Below are 23,693 nucleotides of genomic sequence, written 5' to 3'. Positions count from 1 at the left end.
AGTATTAAGAATTAAATTCTTAGTTCTTACGAGGAGGAAATATTATGAAAAATATATTATTAGTATGTTCAGCAGGGATGTCAACAAGTCTTTTAGTTACTAAAATGGAAGCAGCTGCAAAAGCAAAAGGTGTAGAATGTCATATTGAAGCTTTAGCAGAAGCAGATGCTCACAAAAAATTGAATGAAGTTGATGTTCTATTATTAGGACCACAAGTTAGATTCTTATTATCAAAATTCAAGAAAGAAGCTCCAGCAAACTTACCAATAGAAGTTATTGATACAGTTGCTTATGGAACAATGAATGGGGCAAAAGTTTTAGATAGAGCTTTAGAATTAATAGGTTAATTTTTTAATAAGTGGAGCTAAAACTCCACTTTTAAAATGTGATATAAATATTAGATTTTGAAAGAGGTAGAGGATATGGAAGAAATAATTATGAATTTAATAATGTATAGCGGAGAGGCGAGAAGTTATGCTATGGAAGCTATGCAAGCAGCTAAAGATGGAAAAATAGACGAAGCAAGAGAATTACTAGAAAAAGCTACTGCTCAATTAACAGAAGCTCATCACTCACAAACAAAATTAATTCAAGGTGAAGCTGCAGGAAATAAAACTGAAGTTTCTTTATTATTAGTACACGCACAAGACCACTTAATGACAACTATTACATTAAAAGATATTGCTGCTGAAATCATTGATATCAGAGAGCAATTATTAAATAAATAATAATACAATAAAGATAAAATATAGATAAGTATATAAATCAAAAAAGAGAGGAAGCCACCTCTCTTTTTACTTTTCATTAAATTCTTTTATAAGTTGATAAATAGTTTTTGAAGTAGTATCTTTCATAGAATAACCCAAAAGAGAAACTATAGTTTCTAAATTTTCTTCTGAATCAGTTTCTATTTCTATATAAGGGAAAGGGCAGAAAGCTTTATCATTAATATCAATTTCAACTAATCCATTTTCTAATTTATAGCTTTCACGATATTTTTTTATAGATTGGTGTAATTTTAAACCAAGAGATTTAAATATTCCTTCAGCCATAGTTTTATCACTTACTATTACTTCGTTTTCTTCCATTTCCTTAAATTTACCTTGAGATAAAAGTTTTTTAGTAGTCATAAAAATAATTTCTTTTTCATTTAATCTGTCATAAACAGTTCTTATTCTAGCATATCCTTTAGCATTTAAAAGTCTACCATCAGAAAAATCATATATATCATTTATTTGATCTTCAACTTTAACTTTTTGTGCATTTAATTCTTTTAGTCTTTTTCTAAGAGCTTCTAAATCTATGTTTATAATTCTAGTTTCTAATTCTTTTGCCATAAAAAATCCTCCTAAATAGTTTTCTTAATTTTTACTATACTATATTTGACTTCTAATTTTAATTATAAAAAGAATATTTTTAGAAATTTTCATTTAAATTTATGATAGAATAATATTTAGATTGTTTTTGTGGAGGAAATATAACATGGAATATGTAAATGATATAAATGTAAATGAAGCTGTTATTCATATTTTAGATAGTAATGGCGGAGATCCAATACTAAATGAATATTCTTTAGATTTAACAGATGATATATATAAATTTATTTTTAAGCATATAGATAAATGTCTTAAAGATGAAGAATTAAAATATGCTATTTTTAATCCAGAAAGAAGTATAGTTAAAGAAGTATGCCAAGATTATTTAAATGGTATAGACAATAATCTTATAGAACTTTCTAAGGAGCTTGCAAGACAAATGTTTGCAATAATGAATGGAAACACTAATATACCATCATGTGATCTTATTGTGGCTTCTATAGTTACAGATAAAGGGCCAATGATAGCTATACTTAAAATGGATTATGTTAAGAATTTTATCCATCATATAGATTTTATTGATGAAAAGATAGGAATAGAAATAGTTCCTCAATCAGCTGGATTACCAGGAAGTGGTCAAAAAATTCAAAAAGCAGCTTTTATAAAGCCAATAAGAGATGGTGAACATTTTAATCTTATGGTTTTAGATAAGCAAAGAAAAAGTAAAAAAGATGAAGAATATGGAGCAAATTATTTTATAAATAATTTTTTAGGATGTACAGTTATATCGAATGAAAGAGACATGACTAAAAGCTTTGTTAATGCAGCTGAAGCATGGACAAGAGAGAACTTCAGTGAAGAGCCAGCTAAAGCAATGAAAGTGCGTGATGCAGTTAAACAGAAATTACGTGATGAAGAATCTATAAATATAGATGAGTTTTCACAAGAAGTTTTTGGAGAAGATAAAGAAAATGTTAAAAACTTTAGTAGCTATATAAAAGACCAAGGTGTAGAAGAAGTTGAAATAGATAAGACTTGGGCAGAAAAAAAGCTTAAAAAGATTAGATTAAAAATAGATAATAGTATTGATTTATACATAGATGAACAAGATTATTTAGATTCTTCTAAGTTTGAAGTTACTAGAAATGGTGATGGAACAGTTAATATGACAATAAAATTTGTAACTAATTATATAGAAAAATAAAAATAAGACATCTCTTTAAATAGGTGTCTTATTTTTTATAAATTATTTTATAACATAATAAATTGATTTAGAGTTGATTGAATTATATATTATTTAAGTAATTTAACTAATACAGCTTTTTGTGCATGAAGTCTATTTTCTGCTTCATCAAAAATAGAAGATTGGTGTTTTTCAAATACTTCAGTAGAAATTTCTTCTTCTCTATGTGCAGGAAGGCAGTGTAGAACTATTGAATCTTCTTTTGCACCTTTCATAAGTTGAGGTGTTATACAATATCCATTAAAGTCTTTAATTCTTTTTTGAGCTTCAGATTCTTGTCCCATACTAGCCCAAACATCAGTAATAACAATGTCAGCATCTTTAATAGCTTCTTTTGGAGAAGTAGTAAGAGTAAAGTTTACTTTAGCTTTATCAGCAATTTCATTTGCAAGAGTTAAATATTCGTCTTTTATTGTATAATCTTTGGGAGAGGCAATAGAGAAGTGCATTCCTACCTTTAGACATCCAACTATAAGAGAGTTTGCCATATTATTTCCATCACCTATATAACAAACTTTAAGTCCATCAAAAGAATTTTTATATTCTCTAATTGTCATAAGGTCAGCTAAAACTTGGCAAGGATGTTCATCATCAGTTAATCCATTTATTATAGGAATAGAAGAGTTTTCAGCCAAAGTTTGAATTTCTTTTTGTTTAAAAGTTCTAATCATTATTCCATCTAAATATCTTGAAAGAACTTTAGCAGTATCACAGATAGGTTCTCCACGTCCAATTTGTAAATCAGAGCTGCTTAAAAATAAAGCATTTCCTCCAAGTTGAAACATTCCTGTTTCGAAAGATACTCTTGTTCTTGTTGATGATTTTTCAAAAATCATACCTAGAGATTTTCCTTTTAAGTGGTGATGAATTATATTATGTTTTTTCTCATATTTTAATTGGTCAGCAAGGTTTAATATATCAAGTATTTCTTCTTTAGATAAATCATTCATTTTTAATAAGTCTTTTTTCATTAAAATAGCCCCCTTTTATTTTAAATTTCATTTATTATAAGATAAATTTAGATTTTTTTATTTATTACATTAATAAGAATTTCTAATCCTTTCATTAATTCATTTTCATTTATTATTAATGGTGGAAGAAGTCTTATTACGTGTTCCCCAGCAGTTAGAACAACTAACCCACGTTTTAAAGCTTCTTTTTGAATTTTTAAACTAGAACCTTTAATTTCTATTCCAATCATAAGTCCTTTTCCACGAATATCTATAATGTTTTCTCCTTTATTTTTTTCTAAAAAAGAGAAAAGTTTATTTGAATTAGAATTTATATTTTTAATTACTTCTTTTTTAGATAATTTATTTAAAACACAAATAGCTCCAGCTGAGCAAACAGGATTTCCACCAAAAGTTGAACCATGGTCAGAAGGTTTAAAGGTATCTTTAAGCTTTTCATCACATAATACAGCTCCAATAGGAAGTCCTCCACCAAGTCCTTTAGCAATTGTAACTATATTTGGTTTTAAGTTATAGTGATTAAAGCCAAATAATTTACCTGTTCTATAAATGCCACATTGAACTTCATCAAAAATAGTCAATATATCATTTTCTTTACATATTTCAAAAGCTTCTTTTATAAAGTTTTCATCTAAAGGATGAACACCACCTTCTCCTTGTATACTTTCAACCATTAAACCACAAACATCAGAAGTTAAAGAGTTTTTTAAACTAGAAATATTATTTGCTTCTACATATTTAAATCCATTAGGAAAAGGAAAAAAATTCTTATGAAATTTTTCTTGTCCTGTAGCTTTAAGTGTAGCTAATGTTCTTCCGTGAAAAGATGAAGTTAAAGTGATTATAGTTCCTCTAGTCTTTGTATGATATTTTTCAGAACTATATTTACGAGCAAGTTTTATTGCACATTCATTTGCTTCTGCTCCTGAATTTGCAAAAAATACTTTGCTCATGTTAGATTTTTCAACTAATAATTTAGACAATTCTAAAGCTCGTTCATTTAAAAATATATTAGAAATGTGTTGAAGAGTAGAGACTTGATTAGATATTGCAGAAATAAAATCTTTATCTCCATATCCAATTGAATTTACACCTATACCACTTGAAAAATCTATATATTCTCTATTTTCTTTATCATAAAGAAACACTCCATTTCCTTTAATAAATATTTTATTTAAAGGAGAGTAAGTATTCATTAAATAATTCTCCATCACAACCTCCTAATAAATCATTGTTCCAATACCTTCATTTGAAAAAAGTTCAAGCAAAATAGAATGGGGTATTCTACCATCTAAAATATGTGCTTTAGTCACTCCCATACGAACAGCTTCAACACAACATTCAATTTTAGGAATCATTCCACCTTTAATTATGTTATCACTATAAAGTTTAGGAATTTCGTGTAATCTAAGCTTAGATATAATTGTATTTGAATTTTTAGGATTAGTTAAAACTCCAGGTACATCAGTTAATAAAATAAGTTTTTCTGCTTTTAGAGCAGAAGCTATTTTAGAAGCACAAGTATCAGCGTTGATGTTATATACATTTTCATCATTTTCTCCAATAGCTATACTTCCTACAACTGGAATATATCCATTGTCTAATGCCATTTTTAATGGCTCTATATCAATTGAAGTTATTTCACCTACATAGCCTAAGTCAACTTCATTATTTAATTTTTTAGCTTTTATTAAACCTCCATCAATTCCACAAAGACCAATAGCTTTTCCACCATATTTTCCAATTAAAGAAACTAAATCTTTATTTACACTACCTGATAGCACCATTTGGACTATATCTATAGTATCTTCACCAGTATATCTAAGCCCATTTATAAATTTGGATTTAATATTTAATTTTTCTAAGAAAGATGAAATATATGGGCCTCCACCATGAACTACAACAGGATTAAAACCTACGCATTTCATTAATATGATGTCATTTATAACTGATTTACGAAGTTCATCACTTATCATTGCATTTCCGCCATATTTTACAACTATAGTTTTTCCACTATATTCTTGTATATAAGGTAATGCTTGAACTAAAATTTCTGCTTTATAATCTGCATTTACCATAAAAGCCCTCCTAATTAACTTCTATAATCACCATTTATTTTTACATAGTCATAAGTTAAATCACATCCAAAACATGTTGCACTTGAATTTCCACTATTCATATTAATTATTATTTCTATTGTATCTTGAATTAGTATTTCTTTTGCCTTAGTCTCATTAAATTTTAAGCCCATTCCTTCTTTGTAAACTTCTATCTCACTATTAGTACTTTTAAATGAAACAGAGATTTTATTTGGATTAAAGTTTATTTTAGAATATCCAAGTGCACAAAGAATTCTTCCCCAATTGGCATCTGATCCAAAAATTGCAGTTTTAACTAGACTTGAATTTATAACACTTTTAGACAGGGTGATAGCATCTGTAACTGAAGGAGCAGAGCAGACAGTACATTCTATTAATTTAGTAGCACCTTCGCCATCACTAGCTATTCTTTTAGCTTGAATAAGATTTAATTTAGTTAATGCATCTAAAAATAAAAAATAATCTTTATTTTTTTCTGTTATTTCATTATTTCCACTTAATTTATTTGCAAGTATTAACACCATGTCATTAGTACTTGTATCACCATCTACAGAAATTCTATTATAAGTTTTTTCTACACTTTTTTTTAATGCTTCATTTAATAAATTTTTTGAAATATTAATATCAGTACTTATAAAGGAAAGCATAGTTCCCATATTAGGTTCTATCATTCCAGAACCCTTACAAATAGAACCTATTTTAACTTCTTCTCCAGTTGAAAGAGTAAAGCTTACTGCACATTCTTTTTTTCTAGTATCTGTTGTCAGAATAGCTGAAGCAGCATCGGAACTATCATATGAAAGACCTAGTGCAAGTTTAGAACAGGAATTTATTATAAGTTTTAAATTTAGAGGAACACCTATTATTCCAGTTGAAGCTACAAGAATATCTTCAGGTTTTAAATGAAGATCGAAAGAAGCAAAGTAAGCCATTGCTTTTGCATCTTGAATTCCTATTTCTCCATTACATGTATTTGCATTCCCACTATTTATTATTATTGCTTGTGCTGTACCATCTTTTAAATGTTCTTTAGTAACATAAATTGGAGCACCTTTAACTATATTATTTGTATATACTCCAGCTGCATTGCATTTAACTTCTGAATAAATTAATGCAAGATCTTTTTTACTTTTTTTTAATCCGCAGTGAACTCCAGAAGCTTTAAAGCCTTTAGGAGTAGTTATAGACCCATTTTCTATAATTTTCATAATAATCCCCCCATAAAATTTAGAAGCTAGGACTTATAAGGTTTAAACCTTCTGTTTCTTCAAATCCTAAGCATAAATTCATATTTTGGATTGCTTGTCCAGCAGCTCCTTTAATCATATTATCAATTGTACTAACTATTATAAGTCCATCTTCTCTGTGATTTAGGTGAAGAGATATATTACAGTAGTTAGAAAGTCTAACTTGCTTTATTTGAGCTATATCTCCTAAAGGTAAAATATTTATAAAAGGCTCATTTTTATAGAAATCTAAGTAAATTTTTCTCAATTCAATTAAATTAATTTTATTTTTAGGAGATAAATAAATTGTAGATATTATTCCTCTATTAATTGGAAGAAGGTGAGGAGTAAAAGTTATTTTTACTTTTTCTTTTGAAATTGAGTTTAAAGTTTCTTCTATTTCAGGAAGATGCCTATGACATCCAATTTTATAAGGACTAAAATTTTCATTTACTTCTGTATAATGAGAAGTTAGACTTAATGAACGTCCTGATCCTGTAGTTCCTGATTTAGAATCACAAATAATTCTTGAAGTATGGATTAAAGAATTTTTTAAAAGAGGAAGAAGAGCTAATTCTATAGAAGTTGGATAACAACCAGGATTAGCAATTAGCTTACTTTTTTTAATTTTTTCTTTATTTAATTCTGGTAAGCCGTAGACACTATATTTATGAATGTCTGGCTTATCAAATTTTTTATTATACCATTTTAAATATTCTGATTCTGAAGAAAGTCTAAAGTCAGCTCCAAGATCAATTAAAAGTTTATTTTCTGATAAAGCTTTCTCTGCAATTTCTTCACTTAAACCATGAGGAAGATCAGTAAATATTACATCACAATTAGAAAGAACTTCTTCAGCATTTTCACATATTAAGTTTGTTTTATTTATAAAATTTTTATAGATAGAGCTTATTTCTTCGCCTATAAAGGAAACAGAACTTATTTTAAAAACTTGTACTTTAGGATGATTTAAAAGCAATCTTAAAAGTTCGGCTCCAACATAACCAGTAGCGCCAATTATTCCAACTTTAATCATTAATAAATTCTCCTTCTATAGCATTAATAAATTTTTTTAACTCATCTAATTGAATAAGAACAGATTCTTTAGAAGGTCCTCCAAGAACTTTTCTTTCTTGAACACAAGTATTTAAATCAATTGCATTATAAACATCACTTTTGAATATAGAAGAAAATTCTTTTAATTTAAGTAAAGTTAAATCTTCAATTCCTTTATTTTCTTTTATACAATAAAGAACAACTTCTCCTACTATTTCATGAGCATTTCTAAAAGCCATTCCTTTTTTTACAAGATAATCAGCAAGGTCTGTTGCATTTGTAAATCCTTTAGAAGCACCAGATTTCATAATATCTTTTTTAATTTTCATAGTATCTATCATTCCATTAAAAGTTTTAATAGATAAAGTTACAGTATCTAATGCATCAAATAAAGCTTCTTTATCTTCTTGCATATCTTTGTTATATGCAAGAGGAATACCTTTCATGACAGTTAAAAGAGTAATTAAATCTCCATATACACGCCCTGTTTTTCCACGAACAAGTTCTGCAACATCAGGATTTTTCTTTTGAGGCATAATACTGCTACCTGTACTATATTTATCTGAAAGTTCTATAAAATTAAATTCATTTGTACACCAAAGAATAATTTCTTCAGAAAATCTTGAAAGGTGCATCATTATAATAGAAAGGCAAGAAAGAGTTTCTATAACATAATCTCTATCTGAAACAGAATCAAGACTGTTTAAAGTAATTTTAGAAAAATTAAGTTCTTTAGCTACCATTTCTCTATCAATAGGATAAGTAGAAGTGGCAAGAGCCCCACTACCTAAAGGCATTTCATCTATTCTAACAAGAGCATCTTTAAGTCTTTTTATATCTCTTTTAAACATTTCGCAATAAGCTAAAAGATGGTGTGCAAAAGTTATTGGTTGAGCCTTTTGAAGATGAGTATATCCTGGCATTATTGTATCTATATTTTCTTCTGATTTTTTATAAAGTACTTTTAAAAGAAGATTTAAATCTTTAATAATAATAGGAATATATCCTTTAAGATAAAGTCTTAAATCAAGAGTTACTTGATCATTTCTACTTCTTCCTGTATGAAGCATTTTTCCACATGGGCCAATATAATAAGTTAGTAAACCTTCAGTAAAAGAATGAATATCTTCAGAGGCCATATCAATTTCTATAACTCCATTATCTAATCTTTTAAGAAGTTCTAATAAGCCTTCTTCAATTTTTTTGCTAGAAGCTAATGGAATAATTCCATTAGCACCTAACATTTTTACATGGGCTAAGCTTCCTAGAATATCTTCTCTATACATTCTTTTATCAATTCTTATTGATGAATTAAAATCATTAACAAGTGGATCTGTTCCATCTTTAAATCTTCCGCCCCATAATTTCATAATTATTTTTTCTCCTTAAGAGCTTGTTCCATTTTGGCTTTTACTGTTATAGGAAGTCCAAAAAGATTAATAAAACCAGCAGAATCATTTTGGTTATAAACTTCATCTTCATTAAAAGTTGCATATTCTTCACTGTATAGAGAGTATGGAGAAGATATTCCAGCACTTATTATATTTCCTTTATAAAGTTTTAAATTTACATCTCCAGTAACTGTTTCTTGAGTTTTATCTATGAAAGCTGAAAGTGCTTCACGTAATGGAGTATACCATTGGCCATTATAAACAATATCAGCAAACTTTAAGCTTACCATTTCTTTATAGTGCATAGTTTCTTTATCTAAGCAAATAGATTCTAAATCTTTATGAGCATAGTAAAGAATACTTCCACCAGGAGTTTCATAAACTCCTCTTGATTTCATTCCAACTAATCTATTTTCAACCATATCACAAATTCCAATAGCATTTTCTCCACCAATTTTATTAAGAGCTAAAATAATATCAACCCCATTCATTTTTTTTCCATTTAATGCAACAGGAATTCCTTTTTCAAAAGAAATTGTTATATAAGTTGGTTTGTCAGGAGCTTTTTCAACAGTTTTAGAAAGCTCTAATATTTTTTCATAATTTGGTTCATTATTAGGATTTTCTAAATCAAGACCTTCATGACTTAAATGCCAAAGATTTTTATCTTTACTATAGTTAGTCTCAGGAGTAAGTTTTATAGGAATATTTTTATCCATTGCATATTGAATTTCTTCTTCACGAGATTTTATATCCCAAATTCTCCATGGTGCAATTATTGGCATATCTGGTGCATAGGCTTTTATTGCAAGTTCAAATCTAACTTGATCATTTCCTTTTCCAGTACATCCATGACAAATAGCATCAGCCCCTTCTTTTAATGCTATTTCCACCATTCTTTTTCCTATTATAGGTCTAGCAAAAGAAGTTCCAAGAAGATATTTTCCTTCATATACAGCATTTGCTTTTATAGTAGGGAATATATAATCGTAAACAAACTCTTTAGTTAAATCTTCAATATATATTTTTGATGCCCCTGTATTTATTGCTTTTTTTTCTAATCCTTCTAATTCATCTTTTTGTCCCACGTTTCCAACTACAGCAATAACTTCACAGCCATAATTTTCTTTAAGCCATGGAATTATAATTGATGTATCAAGTCCTCCTGAATATGCTAAAACAACCTTATTATATTTTTTCATAAAATAGCCCCCTTTTTAAAATAAGAATTTAAATACAAATTTTCTATTTATTGGTATTATATAGCTTTTAGAATATTTATGCAATATATTTAATAAAATAAATAAAAAATTATTTTTTATGCATAAATTATGCATAAATTTTAATTATGTTTGCATAAAATCAAGTTGAGATGAAGTAAAAAAATAACACAAATGAGAGTAGAATACTAGGTAGACAAGGGTATTTTAAAAATTAAACTACAGATAATAAAAATATATCAAGAAACAAAGGAGTGATGTTAAATGACTACATTAAGATGTGGAGTTACTGATTGTAATCATAATAAACAAAACTGTTGTTGTAATATTGAAATAACAGTAGGAGGACAAGAGGCTGAGATTCCAAGTGATACGAGATGCAAAAACTTCGATTATAAGTACGAAGCTTTAAGCAGTGACATAAGAGATATAAATCCTAATTTATACATAAATTGTTGCGTAGATAAATGCATCTATAATAAAGCTCAAATGTGTACGGCAAAAGAGATTGAAGTTGGAAACAATCTGAAAAGTTATGAGTCAGATACACAATGTAATACCTTTGTGGAAAGATAATATAAAAAAAGCTTAGATTGTTAATCAATTTAAGCTTTTTTATAAATTTATAATATGTTTTCTAAAGTTGGTTCTTGTAAATTTCTTATAGATCTAGATGATAATCTAAGGATATGTAATGCTGCTGAAGCATCACTATCATTTTTTAATTTAGAATATATAGCTATAGACGTACAGTTATTTATAAGGTTTTCAATATCTGTATTAGATATGTACATTGCATGAAATGCAGTGTCAGTTTCTAAAATATTTAGTAAATTTACAGATTCATTATAGGCTTTATCATAATCTTTATTGTCTAATGCCATTTCAATTGAATCACAAGATGTTTCTATATGCGCACACAAATGCATAAGCCTTCCACGGGCAAAAAATACTAATCCAATTAAAAGTACAAAAAGTACTAATGAAATGATATTATTTTTCATTTTGTGTATTCTCCTTAGTGTAGTTATCAAAAAGTTGATATTTGAAATTTCCTTGTGTATCAAAGAAAGCTATTAAAACTTTTTTCATGTCATCTATACCATATTCTTTAAGTTTATTAGTTATCCATTCAGTATCATGATTTACTTTAGTTAAAGAATTTTTATTTATTTTGCCATCACAAACTAGAATTTTAGGTAATAATAATTTATTTGAATTGGAATTTTCGGACATAGTTTGAGCTTCTGTGTTCTTAGAATTAGAGCTTTGAGATCCAGAATTTTGGGGTTTAGTATTTTTACTACCTGTTTTCTTTGATTTAGATTTTTTTGTTTTAGGTTTCTTATATCTAGAACCTTTAGCACCAGAATTTTGAGAACTAGAAGCTTGATTACTAGAATTCTGAGAACCTAATTCTTGAGCGCCAAAGTTTTGAGAACCGGAGGCTTGATTACCGGAATTTTGAGAACTAGAGGCTTGATTACCGGAGTTTTGAGAACCAGAAGCTTGATTACTAGAATTCTGAGAACCAGAGGCTTGATTACCAGAGTTTTGTGAACCGGAACTTTGAGAGCCACCTGAGCCTTGAGAACTAGAACTTTGTGCTTGATTAGGAAGGATTGATATATCTCCATTGTTTTCTAAAATAGCATATTGAATTTCTTCTAAATCAAAATAGCCAGCAAGTCTTAATTCTTCCATCAGTTCATCTAAGTTTATTTGTTGGTTTTTTAAATTTTTATATTGTATTTTACTATTATATATTAAAATAGTAGGTTCACCATCTATTATTTTTCTAGCAAACTGACTTTTAAGTTGTAATTGAGATAAACCAAGTTTCAATAATAATAATGTTAGTATTGGAACTATTCCGAGAAGTAAAGGTAACTTTACATCTTGCATTGGAAGTAATGCAAGGTCAGAAATCATAATAGTTATTACAAATTCATAAGGTTGAAGTTCTCCAATTTGTCTCTTCCCCATTAGTCTCATTACTAATATAACTAAAAAGTATAATATTACTGTTCTTGCTAAAAGTATAAGCATAATTTAAGCCCCTCCTTATAAAAATAATATTCTCAAAAATAAAACAAATATTCATAAAATAATATATAAAATTTGTTTCATAGAAATATTCAAAGTAATATAATGATAATAGAAGAGAGGAGGCATTTATTATGGAAAAATATAATATAACGCTTGAAGATGGAAGTATAATTGAAGTTGGGAAAAATACAAAATTTATAGATATAATAAATAGTCATTATAGCTCAATAAAAGATAGTGTAATTTTATGTAGATTAAATTATGAATATTACGAGTTAAATTCTGAAATAAAAGAATCAGGAAACTTAACTTTAGTACAGTTAAATTCTGAAGAAGGAATGAATGTATATAAAAGAACATTACAATTTGTATTTGTGAAAGCAGCATTTGATTTATTTCCTCAATCAAAAATAACTATAGAACATTCTATAAGCAAATGCATTTTTGGAGAAATTCATAAAAAAACTATTTTAAGTAAAGAGGAAGTAGAAAAAATAAAAGAGAGAATGATAGAAATAATAAACAGTGATCTTCCTATAGAAAAAAATAGTTTTACTAAAAAAGAGGCAATAGAATTGTTTGATAAAGAAGGAATGGATGATAAGGTGTCTCTTTTAAAATCAATGGAATTAGATTCGATAGATTTATATAAAATAGGGGATAGATATGACTACTTTTATGGATTAATGGCAAACTCTACAGGAATAATTAAAACTTTTGATTTAAAATATTATGAACCCGGTTTTATATTAAGATATCCAGAGAGAGAAGATCTTGATAATTTGCCAGAATTTAAAGAACAAAAAAAACTTTTTAATATTTTTTATGAAACTGAAAAATGGTTAGGAATATTAGAAGTTGGAGATGTGGGAAGTCTAAATAAAAAAATAGAAGACGGAAAAATAAGAGAGCTTGTAATGGTGTCAGAAGCATTACATGAAAAGAAAATAGCTTATATAGCAGATAATATTACAAATAAACATGGAGTTAAGATGGTTCTTATAGCAGGTCCATCTTCTTCAGGAAAGACTACATTTTCAAAAAGATTAAGTATTCAATTAAGGGTAAATGGATTTGTTCCTGTTCCTATTTCCCTTGATGATTATTTTGTAAATAGAGAAGATAACCCAAAAGATGAAAATGGAGAATATGATTTTGAGTCTATTTTATCATTGGATTTAAAAACACTAAATGAGCATTTTATAAAGCTTTTAAATGGAGAAGAGGTTGAGATTCCTTCTTATAATTTCAAAACTGGAAGAAGAGAATGGCATGGAAATAAGCTTAGATTACCTAAGAATGGAATACTTATTGTTGAAGGAATTCATGCATTAAATCCTAAATTAACAGAAAAAGTTAAGGAAGAAAACAAATATAAAATTTATATTTCAGCTTTAACTCAATTAAATCTTGATAATCATAATAGAATTCATACTACTGATGTAAGAAAAATAAGAAGAATAGTAAGAGATTATCTATCAAGGGGATATGGAGGAGAAGATACATTAAAAATGTGGCCTTCTATAAAAAGAGGAGAAAAGAAAAATATATTTGTATATCAAGAAGATTGCGAAGATATGTTTAACTCAACTCTTGTTTATGAATTATCAGTTTTAAAACCTTTTGCATTAAAAGAATTAAATAAAATAAAAAAAGATAGTCCGGTTTATGCAGAAGCTTATAGATTAAAATCATTCTTAAGTTTCTTTAAAGAAATACCAATGGAATATGTTCCAGAAAACTCTATATTTAGAGAGTTTATTGGCGGAAGCTGTTTTTATGACTATTAAAATTAATTAAAAAAGACTTTTTCAAATTTGAAAAAGTCTTTTTATTTTTCAGATATTTCTATTATTTCTATATTAGAATGGGTTGAGATAAATTTTTTAATCATATCTTTATTTGTTTTATTTATTTTTATAGAAAATATTATTTTATCGGCTTTTAAAAAGTTTGCTCTATATTTATTTTTAATAGAAATTATATCTAATTTTGATACGTTTTTATATTGAACAAAATAATAATTGAAAAATAATCCTTTTGGAGAAAGAATAACTTTTGTATTTAAAAAAGTAGAAATAGCCATAATTAATATAAATATAAAACCCAGAATTATTTCTATTATGTCTAAATTTTTATATTTAAATATTAATAGTATAAATAAAATTATATCAATAGCTATATAAACAAAGAAGCTAACAGTGTAATAAGAAAATTCATTACACTTACCTTGAGAGTAGATATCTTTTTTTCTATCAAAAGTTCTTTTTAAACTAAATGCAAAGTAAATTATTAAAGCTGCGAATATAATATTAGATATAGCAGTATTCAAAATAAGACCTTCTTTCGTATTAAAATTATGAAGAATATAGAGTAAAATACTTAAATTTATTAAAAAAGTTATACCAACAATATTTTTAATAAAATACTTATTGGTATAACTTTCTCTTAATTTCTTTCAATAGCACGTTTACCATGCTTATTCATATAATCTTTAAACATTTCTTTTTTAGATTCATCTAATGAGAATTTTAATTCTCCGCCATTAGTTTTTCTAATTGTTATATCATATCTTTCAGATCTTTTTATATTAGGAGTAATAACTATTTTTGTCATTTCAGAAAATTTCATCATACTATACATATAAGAAAATTCTTTATTTCCCATAACAATTCTAGAGTTAACTATTCCAGAAGTTACAGCTAAAATTATAAATACAGCTGAAATTGCAAGTATAATTGGGTTTAAGCTTTTAACATCATATAGAGTATACGCAAGAATTAGAAGTACTACTATAACATATGTAAAAGTTATTGGGGCAAGATTAGAAATAGTTATTGAGTCAGCAGACCTTCTTAATCTTAATTGAGCACCAAAAGGTTTTATAATATTTTTTGATAAAACAAATATTAATCCGATTATAACGATGTAAATTAAAATTTGCATAAATATATCTCCCTTCCATTTTTTTAATTAATATGAAAAATATATATTATATTATCCAAAAAGAGATAAAATAATCCATAAATATAAATATGAATAAATAATATCAATATAAAAAGAATATTATATTAAATAAAAATGAACTAAATATTAAAATTAAATGAAATACTAAGGAATATTGATAAATCTATTTATTTATTGTTAAATAAAAGTAATATATAAATAAATTAAGAGGTGAAAGATTTGATTAAATTTGAAGGTAAAGAAGAAAAGAGAGAAGCAAAAGAATACATACAAAATATAGCTAAAGCATCAGCTTATTTTTCTTTTAGAAATGGGCCTATTAAAAAGATGTATGAAGAAGGAAAAATAACAGATGAAGATATGAAAAAAATACAAGAGTATATGCAAGATCATTTAGCATATCTTTATACAGTATTATTAGAAGAAAATAATATTCAAAAATTTGATTTAATAGTTTCAACTATGAATAAATTTTATGTAAATGATGATTCAGAAGTAAAAATAAGTGATGATGGATTTGATAATTTTTATAAAAGTCTTTTCAAATAATAAAAAAGCCTAAGAATTAATCTTAGGCTTTTTTTATTTAATGTGATTAACAGTTACAGATTTTCTTTTTAATACTTCTGATAATATAGAACCATTATTTTTAGAAATAGTAAAAGAAAATTTAGAACTATCCTTAAACATGAAAGCAAAAACCTTTCCGTTATTTCTATTTGCAATTCCAACAGATTTTAAATCTTTATAGCTTTTATTATAAAACATATAGCTAAAATTATAATGTCCTAATAAAATAGTTGTATTAGAATAACTAGTTAAAAGCAATACTATTACTATAAATATAGCTAACCATTTTGTTAAAGGTGTAAATTCTTTGGTATATATAAATATGTAAATTAAAAATACTATTGCAACTATAGCAGTTGTAAAGAACATAGAATTAAAATTTCTGATTATTGTATATTTACCTTCTTTTTTTATATTCATTCTTTTAAAGAATGTTCTTAATAAAAAGAATAAGTTAATAATTATAAAAATAACTTCAATAATAAATAAAGCATTCATAATAAAAGTCCTCCTTTAAGTTATAAAAATTCTTCTAATAGTATCACAAAAATATTATTAAAATATTAATAAAGTTTATAAATGGGGTTAATTTTTAACTCTTGATTAATTGGCTAAAAATATATTAAACTGAGTGTATATAAAATAATAAAAATATTACATAAAAGGATAAGGTGAAAAAAATGAAAAGTGTTGGAGTATTTGATATATTAGGACCTATTATGATAGGACCATCAAGTTCTCATACCGCAGGTGCAGCAAGACTTGGTAAAGTTGCAAGATCTGTTGCAGGAGAGGAGATAAGTGAAGTTACATTTTTATTGCATGGTTCATTTGGAAAGACATATAAAGGGCATGGAACTGATAGAGCTTTAGTAGCTGGAATATTAGGAATGGAACCAAGTGATAAAAGACTTAGAACTTCAATGGATATAGCTAAGGAAGTGGGATTAAAATATATTTTTAAAGAAGCAGATTTAGGTGACGAACACCCAAATACAGTTAAATTTATAATGAAAACTAAGAGTGGAAGTCATTGTGAAGTTATGGGATCATCAATTGGTGGAGGTAGTATTAAAATAACAGAAGTAAATGGAAATAGAGTTCAATTTACAGGAGAATATCCAACTTTAATAATATCTCAAAAAGATGTTCCTGGAGTAGTATCAAATGTAACAGCCTTCCTTTATGAAAAAGAAATAAATATCGCATTTATGAGTGTATTTAGAAAGCAAAAAGGACAAATAGCAACTATGATTTTTGAATTGGATAATCCAATAGAGAAAGAAATAATAGAAAATATAAAAACTTTAGAAAATGTATCTAAAGTAATAATGATAAATCCTGTACAGGAGGAAGTTTAATATGCAAAAAATAGCTAGAAGTGGTGAAGAACTTATAAATATATGTAAAGAAGAAAATATATCATTAAGTGAATACGCTATAAGAATGGAAGTAGATAAATCAGGATTATCTAGAGAAGAAATAATAGAAAAAATGAGAGCTAATCTTAAAGTAATGATTGATGGAGTAACAGAAGGAATGTCAAAAGAAGTATATTCTGTTACAGGATTAATTGGTGGAGATGGCTTTAGAGTAAATGAATATTTAAAAAAAGGTGAAACTTTAACAGGTACAACTACTGTTATGGCAATGTCAATGGCTCTTGCATCTTCAGAAGTAAATGCTTCAATGGGAAAAATAGTTGCTTGCCCAACAGCAGGTTCTTGTGGAATACTTCCAGCAGTTATTCTTTCAGCTGGTGGTAAGCTTGGAAAAACTGAAGATGAAATGATAGAAGGACTTTTTGCAGCAGCTGCAATTGGTACAATAATAGGAATGAATGCAACTCTTTCAGGAGCAGAAGGTGGATGTCAAGCAGAATGTGGTTCAGCAGCAGCTATGGGAGCAGGTGCAGTAGTATTTCTTATGGGAGGAACACCAAAAATGAGTATGGATGCTGGTGCAATTGTAATAAAAAATATACTTGGATTAGTATGTGATCCAGTTGCTGGACTTGTTGAAATTCCTTGTGCAAAAAGAAATGCTGCAGGAGCTGTAAGTGCTCTTTGTACAGCAGATTTAGTAATGGCTGGAGTAGACTCTAAAATTCCATTTGATGATGCAGTAAGTGCAATGTACAAAGTAGGAAGAGAATTGCCAGCTTCATTAAGAGAAACAGCATTAGGTGGAGTAGCTGTAACTAAAGCTGGATTAGAATTAAAAAAGAAAGCTTTTGGGGAAGAATAATATATAAATCTATTAGGGTATAAGAATTTATAATTAAATTCTTATATCCTTTTTTTATTTTGACATATATTTTTAATTAACTAGGTAGTCTTTTTAGATATAATTAAATAAAATATAAAGAATTATAAAAATATAAGAGAAAAGGAGTGATTAATATGAGAAGAGCTTTAACTATATCAAGTGCTGATTGTATAGGTATGGTTGGAATACAAAAAGATATGGAAACCTTCATAAAGAGCAATATTTTATGTTCAAGTGTAACTACTTCTATAATAGCACAAAATAAAATGAGTAAATTTAAAATAGAAGGAGTAAGTCCAGATATTATAAAATCACAAATAAAAGCTGTTTTTGAGGAAGTAGATTTTAGTGTTATAAAAATAGGGACTATTGTAAATACAGAAGCTATAAAAATGGTAGGAAAAACTTTAAGAAGAACTAGAGGTATTCCTAATATAGTTGTAAATCCCCAATTAATAAATATAAATGGAGAAAGTATTTTATCTTCAAGTGAAAAAAAAGCTCTTATAAAAGAAATTTTTCCACTAGCATATCTTTTAATATTAAGTAAAAAAGATATTGAAGAGATTCTTGATATTAAAATATATGATATAAATAAAATAGAAGATATAGTAGAAAAGTTAAAAGCTTTAGGTCCTTTAAATGTACTTATAAGAAACCTAAAGTCAGAAGATGATGAAATAGATATTCTTTATGATGGAGAGGAGCTAACTTATTTTAAAAGTGAAAATTTAAATATTCAAGATACATATATAATAGGAGAAAAAATGTCAGCGGCTATTGCCGCAAGTATAGCAAAAGGTTTTAGTTTAAAGACATCAATAAAATCAGGAAAAGAATATATAGAAAAAGAAGAAAAAAATACAAAAAGATTTATTGGAATTGAAAGTTAAAAAGTGATAAAATTATAAAAACAATATTATCCAAGGAGGTAGTTATGAATAATAAGATAAAAGTAGGAATTGTAGGATATGGAAATTTAGGACGTGGAGTTGTAAGTGCTATAAAACAAAATGAAGATATAGCTTTAGAAGCAGTTTTTACTAGAAGAGAAGGATTAGAAATTGAAGGAATTAAAACAGTAAACATAGCTAAAATAGCAGATTATAAAGACATAATAGATGTAATGATTCTTTGCGGTGGATCTGCAACAGATTTACCAGAGCAAGGACCTATGATATTAGAAATGTTTAATACAGTAGACTCTTTTGATACTCATGCTAATATTCCAGATTATTTTTCAGAAATGGACAGTATCGGAAAAACTAGTGGAAAATTAGGTTTAATATCTGTTGGATGGGATCCAGGATTATTTTCAATTATGAGATTAATGGGAGAAACTATACTTCCTGAAGGAAAAGACTATACATTCTGGGGTAAAGGAGTAAGCCAAGGACATTCTGATGCAATTAGAAGAATAGAAGGAGTTAAAAATGCTATTCAATATACTGTTCCTAAAGAAGAAGCATTAGAAAAAGTTAGAAATGGTGGAAACCCAGAATTAGCAGTTAGAGAAAAGCATAGTAGATTATGTTATGTTGTTTTAGAAGAAGGAGCTTCTAAAGAAAAAATAGAAAAAGAAATAAAAGAAATGCCAAATTATTTTTCAGATTATGATACAGAAGTTAATTTCATAAGTGAAGAAGAATTAAAAGAAAATCATGTTGGTATGCCACATGGTGGATTTGTTATAAGAACTGGGCTTACTGGAGTTGGAAATAGAGAAAAAATAGAATTTTCATTAAACTTAGATAGTAATCCAGAATTTACTTCAAGTGTACTTGTAGCTTACGCAAGAGGTGTATATAAGATGGCTAAAGAAGGTAAAACTGGAGCTATAACAGTATTTGATATGCCACTTGGATATCTTTCTAATAAAAGCCCTGAGCAATTAAGAAAAGAACTTTTATAGAAGTTAAGATATGTATCATGATTTTATTTTAGTAAAAAAGACTACTATAAATACCAAAAATAAATTTGATAAATTAATATCTAATTATTTTAATAACAATAAAGATGAAATTTCTTTTGTGAAAATAAGAGATGATTTGATTTTATATATTTTTGATACATTAAAATGGCTTGAGAGCGATTTTTATGAATTAGGAGTTAGAAAAGGAATATCATAGTATAACAATTATAAAAGATGAAAATGCTAAAAAAGCAAAAGATATAATAGAAGCTTGGAAAAATTTATTTTCAAATGGAGATGAAGTTATTAAGTTAACTGGAGAATATATTTTTGAAAATGAGCTTGAATATGATGAATTTGGAAAAAAATATTATAAGTGTGGTCAATACAAGAAAATATTTTTAAAAAAGGATGAAGTATTAAAATCTTTAGAAGCGCTAGAGAAATTTTTAAAAATTTCATCTGAAAATAAAGAATATTGTGTTGTACATTTTGGAATATAAAAATAAGAGTGCTAATATAAGTACTCTTATTTTTTGCAACTTTTAAATCCTTTATGCATCTATATGTAATTAAACTTTTAATGGAAAAAAAGATATTCCAAAGAATTTTAATATTAATGTAGAATTTGAAAATGTAGCTTTAAATTATGTAGAGGACAATGTTCCTAGAGTATCTAGAAATTAGAAATTTAATATTACTGTAGAATATAAAAAGGGAATAAAAGAAATAAATACTAATATAAAGAATGGAAATATAGAAATTGAGAAAATTAGTATAGGAAAATTAAATACTGAATTAGTAGTTAAAGGTCCTAAAAATATAATGCAAACAGATGAAGCTACTATATTTTTATATGATGATAAAGGAAAAGAAATTTATTCTTTAAATAGATTTAATAGTGATTCAGATAAAGTAGTATATAAATTTGGCGGAGTTTCAGAAGATACAAAAGAGATTAAAGTTAAATTTTCAGATGGAACTATGAAAAAAGTAAAAATAAATTAAAGAGATTTTGGGAAAATTATATATAGAAAAATATTCTGTTATAAAAAGTGAAAAAGAATTAATAGTTAAAAAAGGTCATCTTAAAAGATGGCCTTTTAATTATGAAAAATTTTATTTGAAAAAATGAATTAAAAATGTTTTAAATTCTTCAAGATATTTAGTTAGAGTATTTTTTTCATTCCAAGATAAACTTATTGTTCTTTATGTAGAAACATCAGATAACTCAATCTTTACTGGAAAATTAGTTCTATCAGTGTCCCACCAATATTCTGGCATAAATGCTACACCAAAATTATCTAAAACTAATTTAAACATTACCTCAATATCATTACTTTCAAACATTATATTAGGTTCAAATCCATTTTCAATACATAAATCTTTTATATTTTCTTGAAATATGTAATCTGTAGTTAAAGCAATAATAGGTTCATTTTTTATTTCTTTAATTTTTACACTTTTCTTTTTAGAAAAAGGATGATCTTTATCTACAGCTAAGAAAAATTTATCTTTTTTTAGAGGAATAGATATAACTCCTTTCTTTTTTATAGGAGGCGTTGAAATTGCAAAATCAATAGTTCCTTCCTCTAATCTTTTTTCAATTTCTTTTGTTGATAGTTGAAACAATTGAAATTTAATATTAGGATTTATTCTTAAAAATTCTTTAAACACATCTGGTAAAAGCATGGTTATTGTAGCTCCAACAGTTATGGTTCTGCTTTTCATTCCAAGTAGTTCTTTAATTTCGATTTTGCCTTCCTCAAGTTCGTAAAAAACTTTTTCAACTCTTTTTAAAAAAATATTTCCATATTCGTTTAATTTTATTTGTCTACCATCTCTTTTAAATAGTTCTACACCTAAATCTTCTTCTAGTCTATTTATAGTTCTGCTTAAAGAGGATTGTGATATGTATAGTTCATTAGCTGCTTTAGTCATATGTTGAACTTTGGCAACTTTCATAAAATATTTTAATTGTAATAATTCCATTTTCTTCTCCTTATATGTATTTTAATACATAATATTATATCAAATTATGTATTAGAATTTATTTATTTTTAAATATATAATTAACTCATAAATAAGAATGAAAATTAATTGAAGGAGGAATTTAAAATGAAGCGAATTTTATTTGTTATATGTATAATGGCTGCTAGTGCAAATCTACCAGCACCATTATTTCCTATATATCAATCTCATTTTAATTTAAATAATTTTGACTTAACTTTATTATTTGCTATATATACAGCATGTATGTTACCAAGCTTACTAATATCTACTTCTTTAGTGAAAAGAAATGGAACAAAGCCTGTAGTATTTACAGGAGTTATCTTAGCAATAATATCATCTATAATTTTTATATTAACTAAGGAAGCATGGATGTTATATTTTGCAAGAGCTGTTGAAGGAACTGCCCTTGGAATTTTTATGGGAACTAGTAATGGATTGCTTATAAAAAATAGCTCAAACATAACTAAAGCTTTATCATTATCAGGTATAATGACTTTATTTGGATTTGGAGTTGGACCATTTATAAGTGGATTAATAGCTCAATACATAAATATAAATCCTTATGTACTTCCTTATATTGTTTTAATGGTTCTATTAATTATAGCTGCCATAATATTAAGTACAGTTAAAAAAGGTGAAGAAGAGATTAATAAGAAAGAAAAAATTAAATTTAGTTTAGGAATACCTAAGAATTCTAAGATTTTATTTTTAATGTTTATTTGTCCTACTATATTTATAATGTTAGCCCTTAATGGTGTAGTAATTTCATTGATTCCTATTTTTGTACGTAATATACTTAAATCCAGCAATTTAGCTTATTCAGGAATATTGCTTATGATATTCTTAGGTGGAGGATTTATGGCTCAATTAATAAGAGTTCCTAGAGAAAAAGAAAAAAGAATTCAAATAGGTATTGTACTTCTTATATTAGGAACTTGGATTGTAATAGAATCAGGAATTAGAGTAAATATGATACTTCTTTTCTTAGGAATGATTATTTTAGCATTTGGAAACGGATTAACTTTTCAATCTAGTATTCAATTAGCAGGAATGATTTCTACAAAAGAAGAATCTTCAAGTGTTATTTCAACTTATTATTTAGCTGGGTATACAGGAATGGCTGTTCCAACTATAGGAATAGGAATTTTATCTGTAATATTAGGCCTTATGACATCTTTAATAATATTTGGAGTTATAATAACAATTTTAGGAATAGTATTAGTCTTATCTCCTAGATTTATAAAAGAAAAAAATTAGATATTAAATAAAAAGGAGAGACTTTCTTAATTTTGAGAAAGCCTCTCTATTTTTTTATTTAAAATTGTATGTTTTTCTCGAGTAATGGAAATATTTTAATAAAGTTGATATAGATAAAAAATAAATGGTATATTA

General features: G+C 26.6%; 27 protein-coding genes and 1 pseudogene. 13 read left to right on the top strand and 15 right to left on the bottom strand.

All coding sequences use genetic code 11. The annotated features are described in order from the left end of the window. Positions 1–44: 44 nt before the first annotated feature. Both HMPREF1092_RS09080 and HMPREF1092_RS09075 read left to right on the top strand, forming a co-directional pair. Positions 45–347 (top strand): PTS sugar transporter subunit IIB, encoded by a 303-nt coding sequence (locus HMPREF1092_RS09080; RefSeq protein ID WP_002598372.1) that lies wholly within the window; start codon positions 45–47, stop codon positions 345–347. A gap of 75 nt (positions 348–422) precedes the next feature. After that, on the top strand, positions 423–728 hold the full coding sequence (locus HMPREF1092_RS09075) for a PTS sugar transporter subunit IIA (protein WP_002598371.1): 306 nt from the start codon (positions 423–425) through the stop codon (positions 726–728). Between the two features lie 66 nt (positions 729–794). Here HMPREF1092_RS09075 and HMPREF1092_RS09070 read toward each other — a convergent pair whose 3' ends face one another. Further along, on the bottom strand, positions 795–1,337 hold the full coding sequence (locus tag HMPREF1092_RS09070) for a class IV adenylate cyclase (RefSeq protein ID WP_002598370.1): 543 nt from the start codon (positions 1,335–1,337) through the stop codon (positions 795–797). Between the two features lie 145 nt (positions 1,338–1,482). Between HMPREF1092_RS09070 and HMPREF1092_RS09065 the strand changes: the two genes are divergently transcribed. Next, positions 1,483–2,520 carry a nucleoid-associated protein gene (locus tag HMPREF1092_RS09065; RefSeq protein ID WP_002598369.1) on the top strand — a complete coding sequence of 346 codons (1,038 nt, stop codon included), beginning with the start codon at positions 1,483–1,485 and terminating at the stop codon, positions 2,518–2,520. Between the two features lie 89 nt (positions 2,521–2,609). On the opposite strand, the gene argF is transcribed toward HMPREF1092_RS09065, so the two are convergent. Genes argF through HMPREF1092_RS09030 form a run of 7 tightly spaced genes read right to left on the bottom strand, consistent with a single transcriptional unit; the run spans position 2,610 to position 10,504 of the window. Further along, positions 2,610–3,530 (bottom strand): ornithine carbamoyltransferase, encoded by a 921-nt coding sequence (argF, locus tag HMPREF1092_RS09060; RefSeq protein WP_002598368.1) that lies wholly within the window; start codon positions 3,528–3,530, stop codon positions 2,610–2,612. A 47-nt stretch (positions 3,531–3,577) separates the two neighbouring features. Further along, the gene (locus HMPREF1092_RS09055; RefSeq protein WP_002598367.1) at positions 3,578–4,741 is read right to left on the bottom strand and encodes an aspartate aminotransferase family protein; all 1,164 of its coding nucleotides are present in this window, start codon (positions 4,739–4,741) and stop codon (positions 3,578–3,580) included. A gap of 9 nt (positions 4,742–4,750) precedes the next feature. Next, positions 4,751–5,608 (bottom strand): acetylglutamate kinase, encoded by an 858-nt coding sequence (gene argB / locus HMPREF1092_RS09050; RefSeq protein ID WP_002598366.1) that lies wholly within the window; start codon positions 5,606–5,608, stop codon positions 4,751–4,753. Between the two features lie 14 nt (positions 5,609–5,622). After that, positions 5,623–6,837 carry a bifunctional glutamate N-acetyltransferase/amino-acid acetyltransferase ArgJ gene (gene argJ, locus HMPREF1092_RS09045; protein ID WP_002598365.1) on the bottom strand — a complete coding sequence of 405 codons (1,215 nt, stop codon included), beginning with the start codon at positions 6,835–6,837 and terminating at the stop codon, positions 5,623–5,625. A gap of 19 nt (positions 6,838–6,856) precedes the next feature. Further along, the gene (gene argC, locus HMPREF1092_RS09040; RefSeq protein WP_002598364.1) at positions 6,857–7,891 is read right to left on the bottom strand and encodes an N-acetyl-gamma-glutamyl-phosphate reductase; all 1,035 of its coding nucleotides are present in this window, start codon (positions 7,889–7,891) and stop codon (positions 6,857–6,859) included. Continuing rightward, positions 7,884–9,281: an argininosuccinate lyase gene (gene argH, locus HMPREF1092_RS09035; RefSeq protein WP_002598363.1), complete on the bottom strand. Its 1,398-nt coding sequence runs from the start codon at positions 9,279–9,281 to the stop codon at positions 7,884–7,886. Before argH ends, argC begins: the two co-directional genes overlap by 8 nt. 2 nt (positions 9,282–9,283) lie before the next feature. After that, a complete protein-coding gene (locus HMPREF1092_RS09030) occupies positions 9,284–10,504 on the bottom strand; it encodes an argininosuccinate synthase (protein ID WP_002598362.1) in 1,221 nt (406 codons plus the stop codon). A 282-nt stretch (positions 10,505–10,786) separates the two neighbouring features. Between HMPREF1092_RS09030 and HMPREF1092_RS09025 the strand changes: the two genes are divergently transcribed. After that, the gene (locus HMPREF1092_RS09025; protein ID WP_002598361.1) at positions 10,787–11,098 is read left to right on the top strand and encodes a DUF1540 domain-containing protein; all 312 of its coding nucleotides are present in this window, start codon (positions 10,787–10,789) and stop codon (positions 11,096–11,098) included. Positions 11,099–11,145: 47 nt separating this feature from the next. Here the strand turns inward: HMPREF1092_RS09025 and HMPREF1092_RS09020 are convergent, their stop codons facing one another. The 3 genes and pseudogenes from HMPREF1092_RS09020 to HMPREF1092_RS17540 form a co-directional block, all read right to left on the bottom strand. After that, positions 11,146–11,526, bottom strand: a complete 381-nt coding sequence (locus HMPREF1092_RS09020) for a DUF4363 family protein (protein ID WP_002598360.1) — start codon at positions 11,524–11,526, stop codon at positions 11,146–11,148. Continuing rightward, positions 11,516–11,758, bottom strand: a complete 243-nt coding sequence (locus HMPREF1092_RS17760) for a YetF domain-containing protein (protein ID WP_317310769.1) — start codon at positions 11,756–11,758, stop codon at positions 11,516–11,518. Before HMPREF1092_RS17760 ends, HMPREF1092_RS09020 begins: the two co-directional genes overlap by 11 nt. Before the next feature lie 327 nt (positions 11,759–12,085). After that, a pseudogene (locus HMPREF1092_RS17540) lies at positions 12,086–12,571 on the bottom strand (DUF421 domain-containing protein); the annotation flags it as partial. Positions 12,572–12,702: 131 nt separating this feature from the next. On the opposite strand from HMPREF1092_RS17540, the gene HMPREF1092_RS09005 reads away from it, so the two are divergent. Then, positions 12,703–14,361 carry a nucleoside kinase gene (locus HMPREF1092_RS09005; protein ID WP_002598358.1) on the top strand — a complete coding sequence of 553 codons (1,659 nt, stop codon included), beginning with the start codon at positions 12,703–12,705 and terminating at the stop codon, positions 14,359–14,361. Between the two features lie 41 nt (positions 14,362–14,402). Here HMPREF1092_RS09005 and HMPREF1092_RS09000 read toward each other — a convergent pair whose 3' ends face one another. Then, entirely contained in the window at positions 14,403–14,903 is a 501-nt protein-coding gene (locus HMPREF1092_RS09000; protein WP_002598357.1) for a hypothetical protein, read from the bottom strand. Between the two features lie 116 nt (positions 14,904–15,019). Continuing rightward, the gene (locus HMPREF1092_RS08995) at positions 15,020–15,517 is read right to left on the bottom strand and encodes a hypothetical protein (RefSeq protein ID WP_002598356.1); all 498 of its coding nucleotides are present in this window, start codon (positions 15,515–15,517) and stop codon (positions 15,020–15,022) included. A 240-nt stretch (positions 15,518–15,757) separates the two neighbouring features. Here HMPREF1092_RS08995 and HMPREF1092_RS08990 point away from each other — a divergent pair, with 240 nt between their 5' ends. Continuing rightward, the gene (locus HMPREF1092_RS08990) at positions 15,758–16,087 is read left to right on the top strand and encodes a hypothetical protein (RefSeq protein ID WP_002598355.1); all 330 of its coding nucleotides are present in this window, start codon (positions 15,758–15,760) and stop codon (positions 16,085–16,087) included. 33 nt (positions 16,088–16,120) lie between these two features. Here HMPREF1092_RS08990 and HMPREF1092_RS08985 read toward each other — a convergent pair whose 3' ends face one another. Continuing rightward, a complete protein-coding gene (locus tag HMPREF1092_RS08985) occupies positions 16,121–16,606 on the bottom strand; it encodes a hypothetical protein (protein WP_002598354.1) in 486 nt (161 codons plus the stop codon). A gap of 182 nt (positions 16,607–16,788) precedes the next feature. Between HMPREF1092_RS08985 and sdaAB the strand changes: the two genes are divergently transcribed. The 6 genes from sdaAB (at position 16,789) to HMPREF1092_RS08955 (ending at position 21,296) form a co-directional block, all read left to right on the top strand. After that, positions 16,789–17,469, top strand: coding sequence for an L-serine ammonia-lyase, iron-sulfur-dependent subunit beta (gene sdaAB, locus HMPREF1092_RS08980; RefSeq protein WP_002598353.1), 681 nt, complete (start codon positions 16,789–16,791; stop codon positions 17,467–17,469). A gap of 1 nt (position 17,470) precedes the next feature. Further along, the gene (gene sdaAA, locus HMPREF1092_RS08975) at positions 17,471–18,355 is read left to right on the top strand and encodes an L-serine ammonia-lyase, iron-sulfur-dependent, subunit alpha (protein ID WP_002598352.1); all 885 of its coding nucleotides are present in this window, start codon (positions 17,471–17,473) and stop codon (positions 18,353–18,355) included. 155 nt (positions 18,356–18,510) lie between these two features. Continuing rightward, positions 18,511–19,269, top strand: a complete 759-nt coding sequence (locus HMPREF1092_RS08970) for a bifunctional hydroxymethylpyrimidine kinase/phosphomethylpyrimidine kinase (protein WP_002598351.1) — start codon at positions 18,511–18,513, stop codon at positions 19,267–19,269. Between the two features lie 44 nt (positions 19,270–19,313). Beyond that, positions 19,314–20,288 (top strand): diaminopimelate dehydrogenase, encoded by a 975-nt coding sequence (locus tag HMPREF1092_RS08965; protein WP_002598350.1) that lies wholly within the window; start codon positions 19,314–19,316, stop codon positions 20,286–20,288. A gap of 10 nt (positions 20,289–20,298) precedes the next feature. Continuing rightward, positions 20,299–20,505 (top strand): hypothetical protein, encoded by a 207-nt coding sequence (locus HMPREF1092_RS08960; protein ID WP_002598349.1) that lies wholly within the window; start codon positions 20,299–20,301, stop codon positions 20,503–20,505. Positions 20,506–20,984: 479 nt separating this feature from the next. Continuing rightward, positions 20,985–21,296 (top strand): DUF5643 domain-containing protein, encoded by a 312-nt coding sequence (locus tag HMPREF1092_RS08955; protein WP_341349170.1) that lies wholly within the window; start codon positions 20,985–20,987, stop codon positions 21,294–21,296. A gap of 201 nt (positions 21,297–21,497) precedes the next feature. On the opposite strand, the gene HMPREF1092_RS08950 is transcribed toward HMPREF1092_RS08955, so the two are convergent. Further along, complete coding sequence (locus tag HMPREF1092_RS08950; RefSeq protein ID WP_002598347.1) at positions 21,498–22,280, bottom strand: LysR family transcriptional regulator; 783 nt, start codon at positions 22,278–22,280, stop codon at positions 21,498–21,500. A 126-nt stretch (positions 22,281–22,406) separates the two neighbouring features. Here HMPREF1092_RS08950 and HMPREF1092_RS08945 point away from each other — a divergent pair, with 126 nt between their 5' ends. Next, the gene (locus tag HMPREF1092_RS08945) at positions 22,407–23,558 is read left to right on the top strand and encodes an MFS transporter (RefSeq protein ID WP_002598346.1); all 1,152 of its coding nucleotides are present in this window, start codon (positions 22,407–22,409) and stop codon (positions 23,556–23,558) included. Positions 23,559–23,693: the final 135 nt, after the last annotated feature.

The sequence above is a fragment of the Clostridium thermobutyricum genome, assembly GCF_000371465.1.
Lineage (GTDB): Bacteria > Bacillota > Clostridia > Clostridiales > Clostridiaceae > Clostridium > Clostridium thermobutyricum.
The sequence above is the reverse complement of the archived record's forward strand: the minus strand, read 5'-3'. Positions and strand labels throughout refer to the sequence as shown.

Coding starts and splice junctions, on each gene's coding strand:
- argC (WP_002598364.1), bottom strand. CDS start 7,891: ATGATTAAAGTTGGAATAATTGGCGCTACTGGTTATGTTGGAGCCGAA.
- HMPREF1092_RS08965 (WP_002598350.1), top strand. CDS start 19,314: ATGAATAATAAGATAAAAGTAGGAATTGTAGGATATGGAAATTTAGGA.
- HMPREF1092_RS08945 (WP_002598346.1), top strand. CDS start 22,407: ATGAAGCGAATTTTATTTGTTATATGTATAATGGCTGCTAGTGCAAAT.
- sdaAA (WP_002598352.1), top strand. CDS start 17,471: ATGCAAAAAATAGCTAGAAGTGGTGAAGAACTTATAAATATATGTAAA.
- HMPREF1092_RS09025 (WP_002598361.1), top strand. CDS start 10,787: ATGACTACATTAAGATGTGGAGTTACTGATTGTAATCATAATAAACAA.
- HMPREF1092_RS08970 (WP_002598351.1), top strand. CDS start 18,511: ATGAGAAGAGCTTTAACTATATCAAGTGCTGATTGTATAGGTATGGTT.
- argB (WP_002598366.1), bottom strand. CDS start 5,608: ATGGTAAATGCAGATTATAAAGCAGAAATTTTAGTTCAAGCATTACCT.
- HMPREF1092_RS08950 (WP_002598347.1), bottom strand. CDS start 22,280: ATGGAATTATTACAATTAAAATATTTTATGAAAGTTGCCAAAGTTCAA.
- argJ (WP_002598365.1), bottom strand. CDS start 6,837: ATGAAAATTATAGAAAATGGGTCTATAACTACTCCTAAAGGCTTTAAA.
- sdaAB (WP_002598353.1), top strand. CDS start 16,789: ATGAAAAGTGTTGGAGTATTTGATATATTAGGACCTATTATGATAGGA.
- argH (WP_002598363.1), bottom strand. CDS start 9,281: ATGAAATTATGGGGCGGAAGATTTAAAGATGGAACAGATCCACTTGTT.
- HMPREF1092_RS09055 (WP_002598367.1), bottom strand. CDS start 4,741: ATGGAGAATTATTTAATGAATACTTACTCTCCTTTAAATAAAATATTT.
- HMPREF1092_RS08985 (WP_002598354.1), bottom strand. CDS start 16,606: ATGAATGCTTTATTTATTATTGAAGTTATTTTTATAATTATTAACTTA.
- argF (WP_002598368.1), bottom strand. CDS start 3,530: ATGAAAAAAGACTTATTAAAAATGAATGATTTATCTAAAGAAGAAATA.
- HMPREF1092_RS09075 (WP_002598371.1), top strand. CDS start 423: ATGGAAGAAATAATTATGAATTTAATAATGTATAGCGGAGAGGCGAGA.
- HMPREF1092_RS17760 (WP_317310769.1), bottom strand. CDS start 11,758: ATGTCCGAAAATTCCAATTCAAATAAATTATTATTACCTAAAATTCTA.
- HMPREF1092_RS09030 (WP_002598362.1), bottom strand. CDS start 10,504: ATGAAAAAATATAATAAGGTTGTTTTAGCATATTCAGGAGGACTTGAT.
- HMPREF1092_RS09070 (WP_002598370.1), bottom strand. CDS start 1,337: ATGGCAAAAGAATTAGAAACTAGAATTATAAACATAGATTTAGAAGCT.
- HMPREF1092_RS09005 (WP_002598358.1), top strand. CDS start 12,703: ATGGAAAAATATAATATAACGCTTGAAGATGGAAGTATAATTGAAGTT.
- HMPREF1092_RS09065 (WP_002598369.1), top strand. CDS start 1,483: ATGGAATATGTAAATGATATAAATGTAAATGAAGCTGTTATTCATATT.
- HMPREF1092_RS08995 (WP_002598356.1), bottom strand. CDS start 15,517: ATGCAAATTTTAATTTACATCGTTATAATCGGATTAATATTTGTTTTA.
- HMPREF1092_RS09080 (WP_002598372.1), top strand. CDS start 45: ATGAAAAATATATTATTAGTATGTTCAGCAGGGATGTCAACAAGTCTT.
- HMPREF1092_RS08960 (WP_002598349.1), top strand. CDS start 20,299: ATGTATCATGATTTTATTTTAGTAAAAAAGACTACTATAAATACCAAA.
- HMPREF1092_RS09020 (WP_002598360.1), bottom strand. CDS start 11,526: ATGAAAAATAATATCATTTCATTAGTACTTTTTGTACTTTTAATTGGA.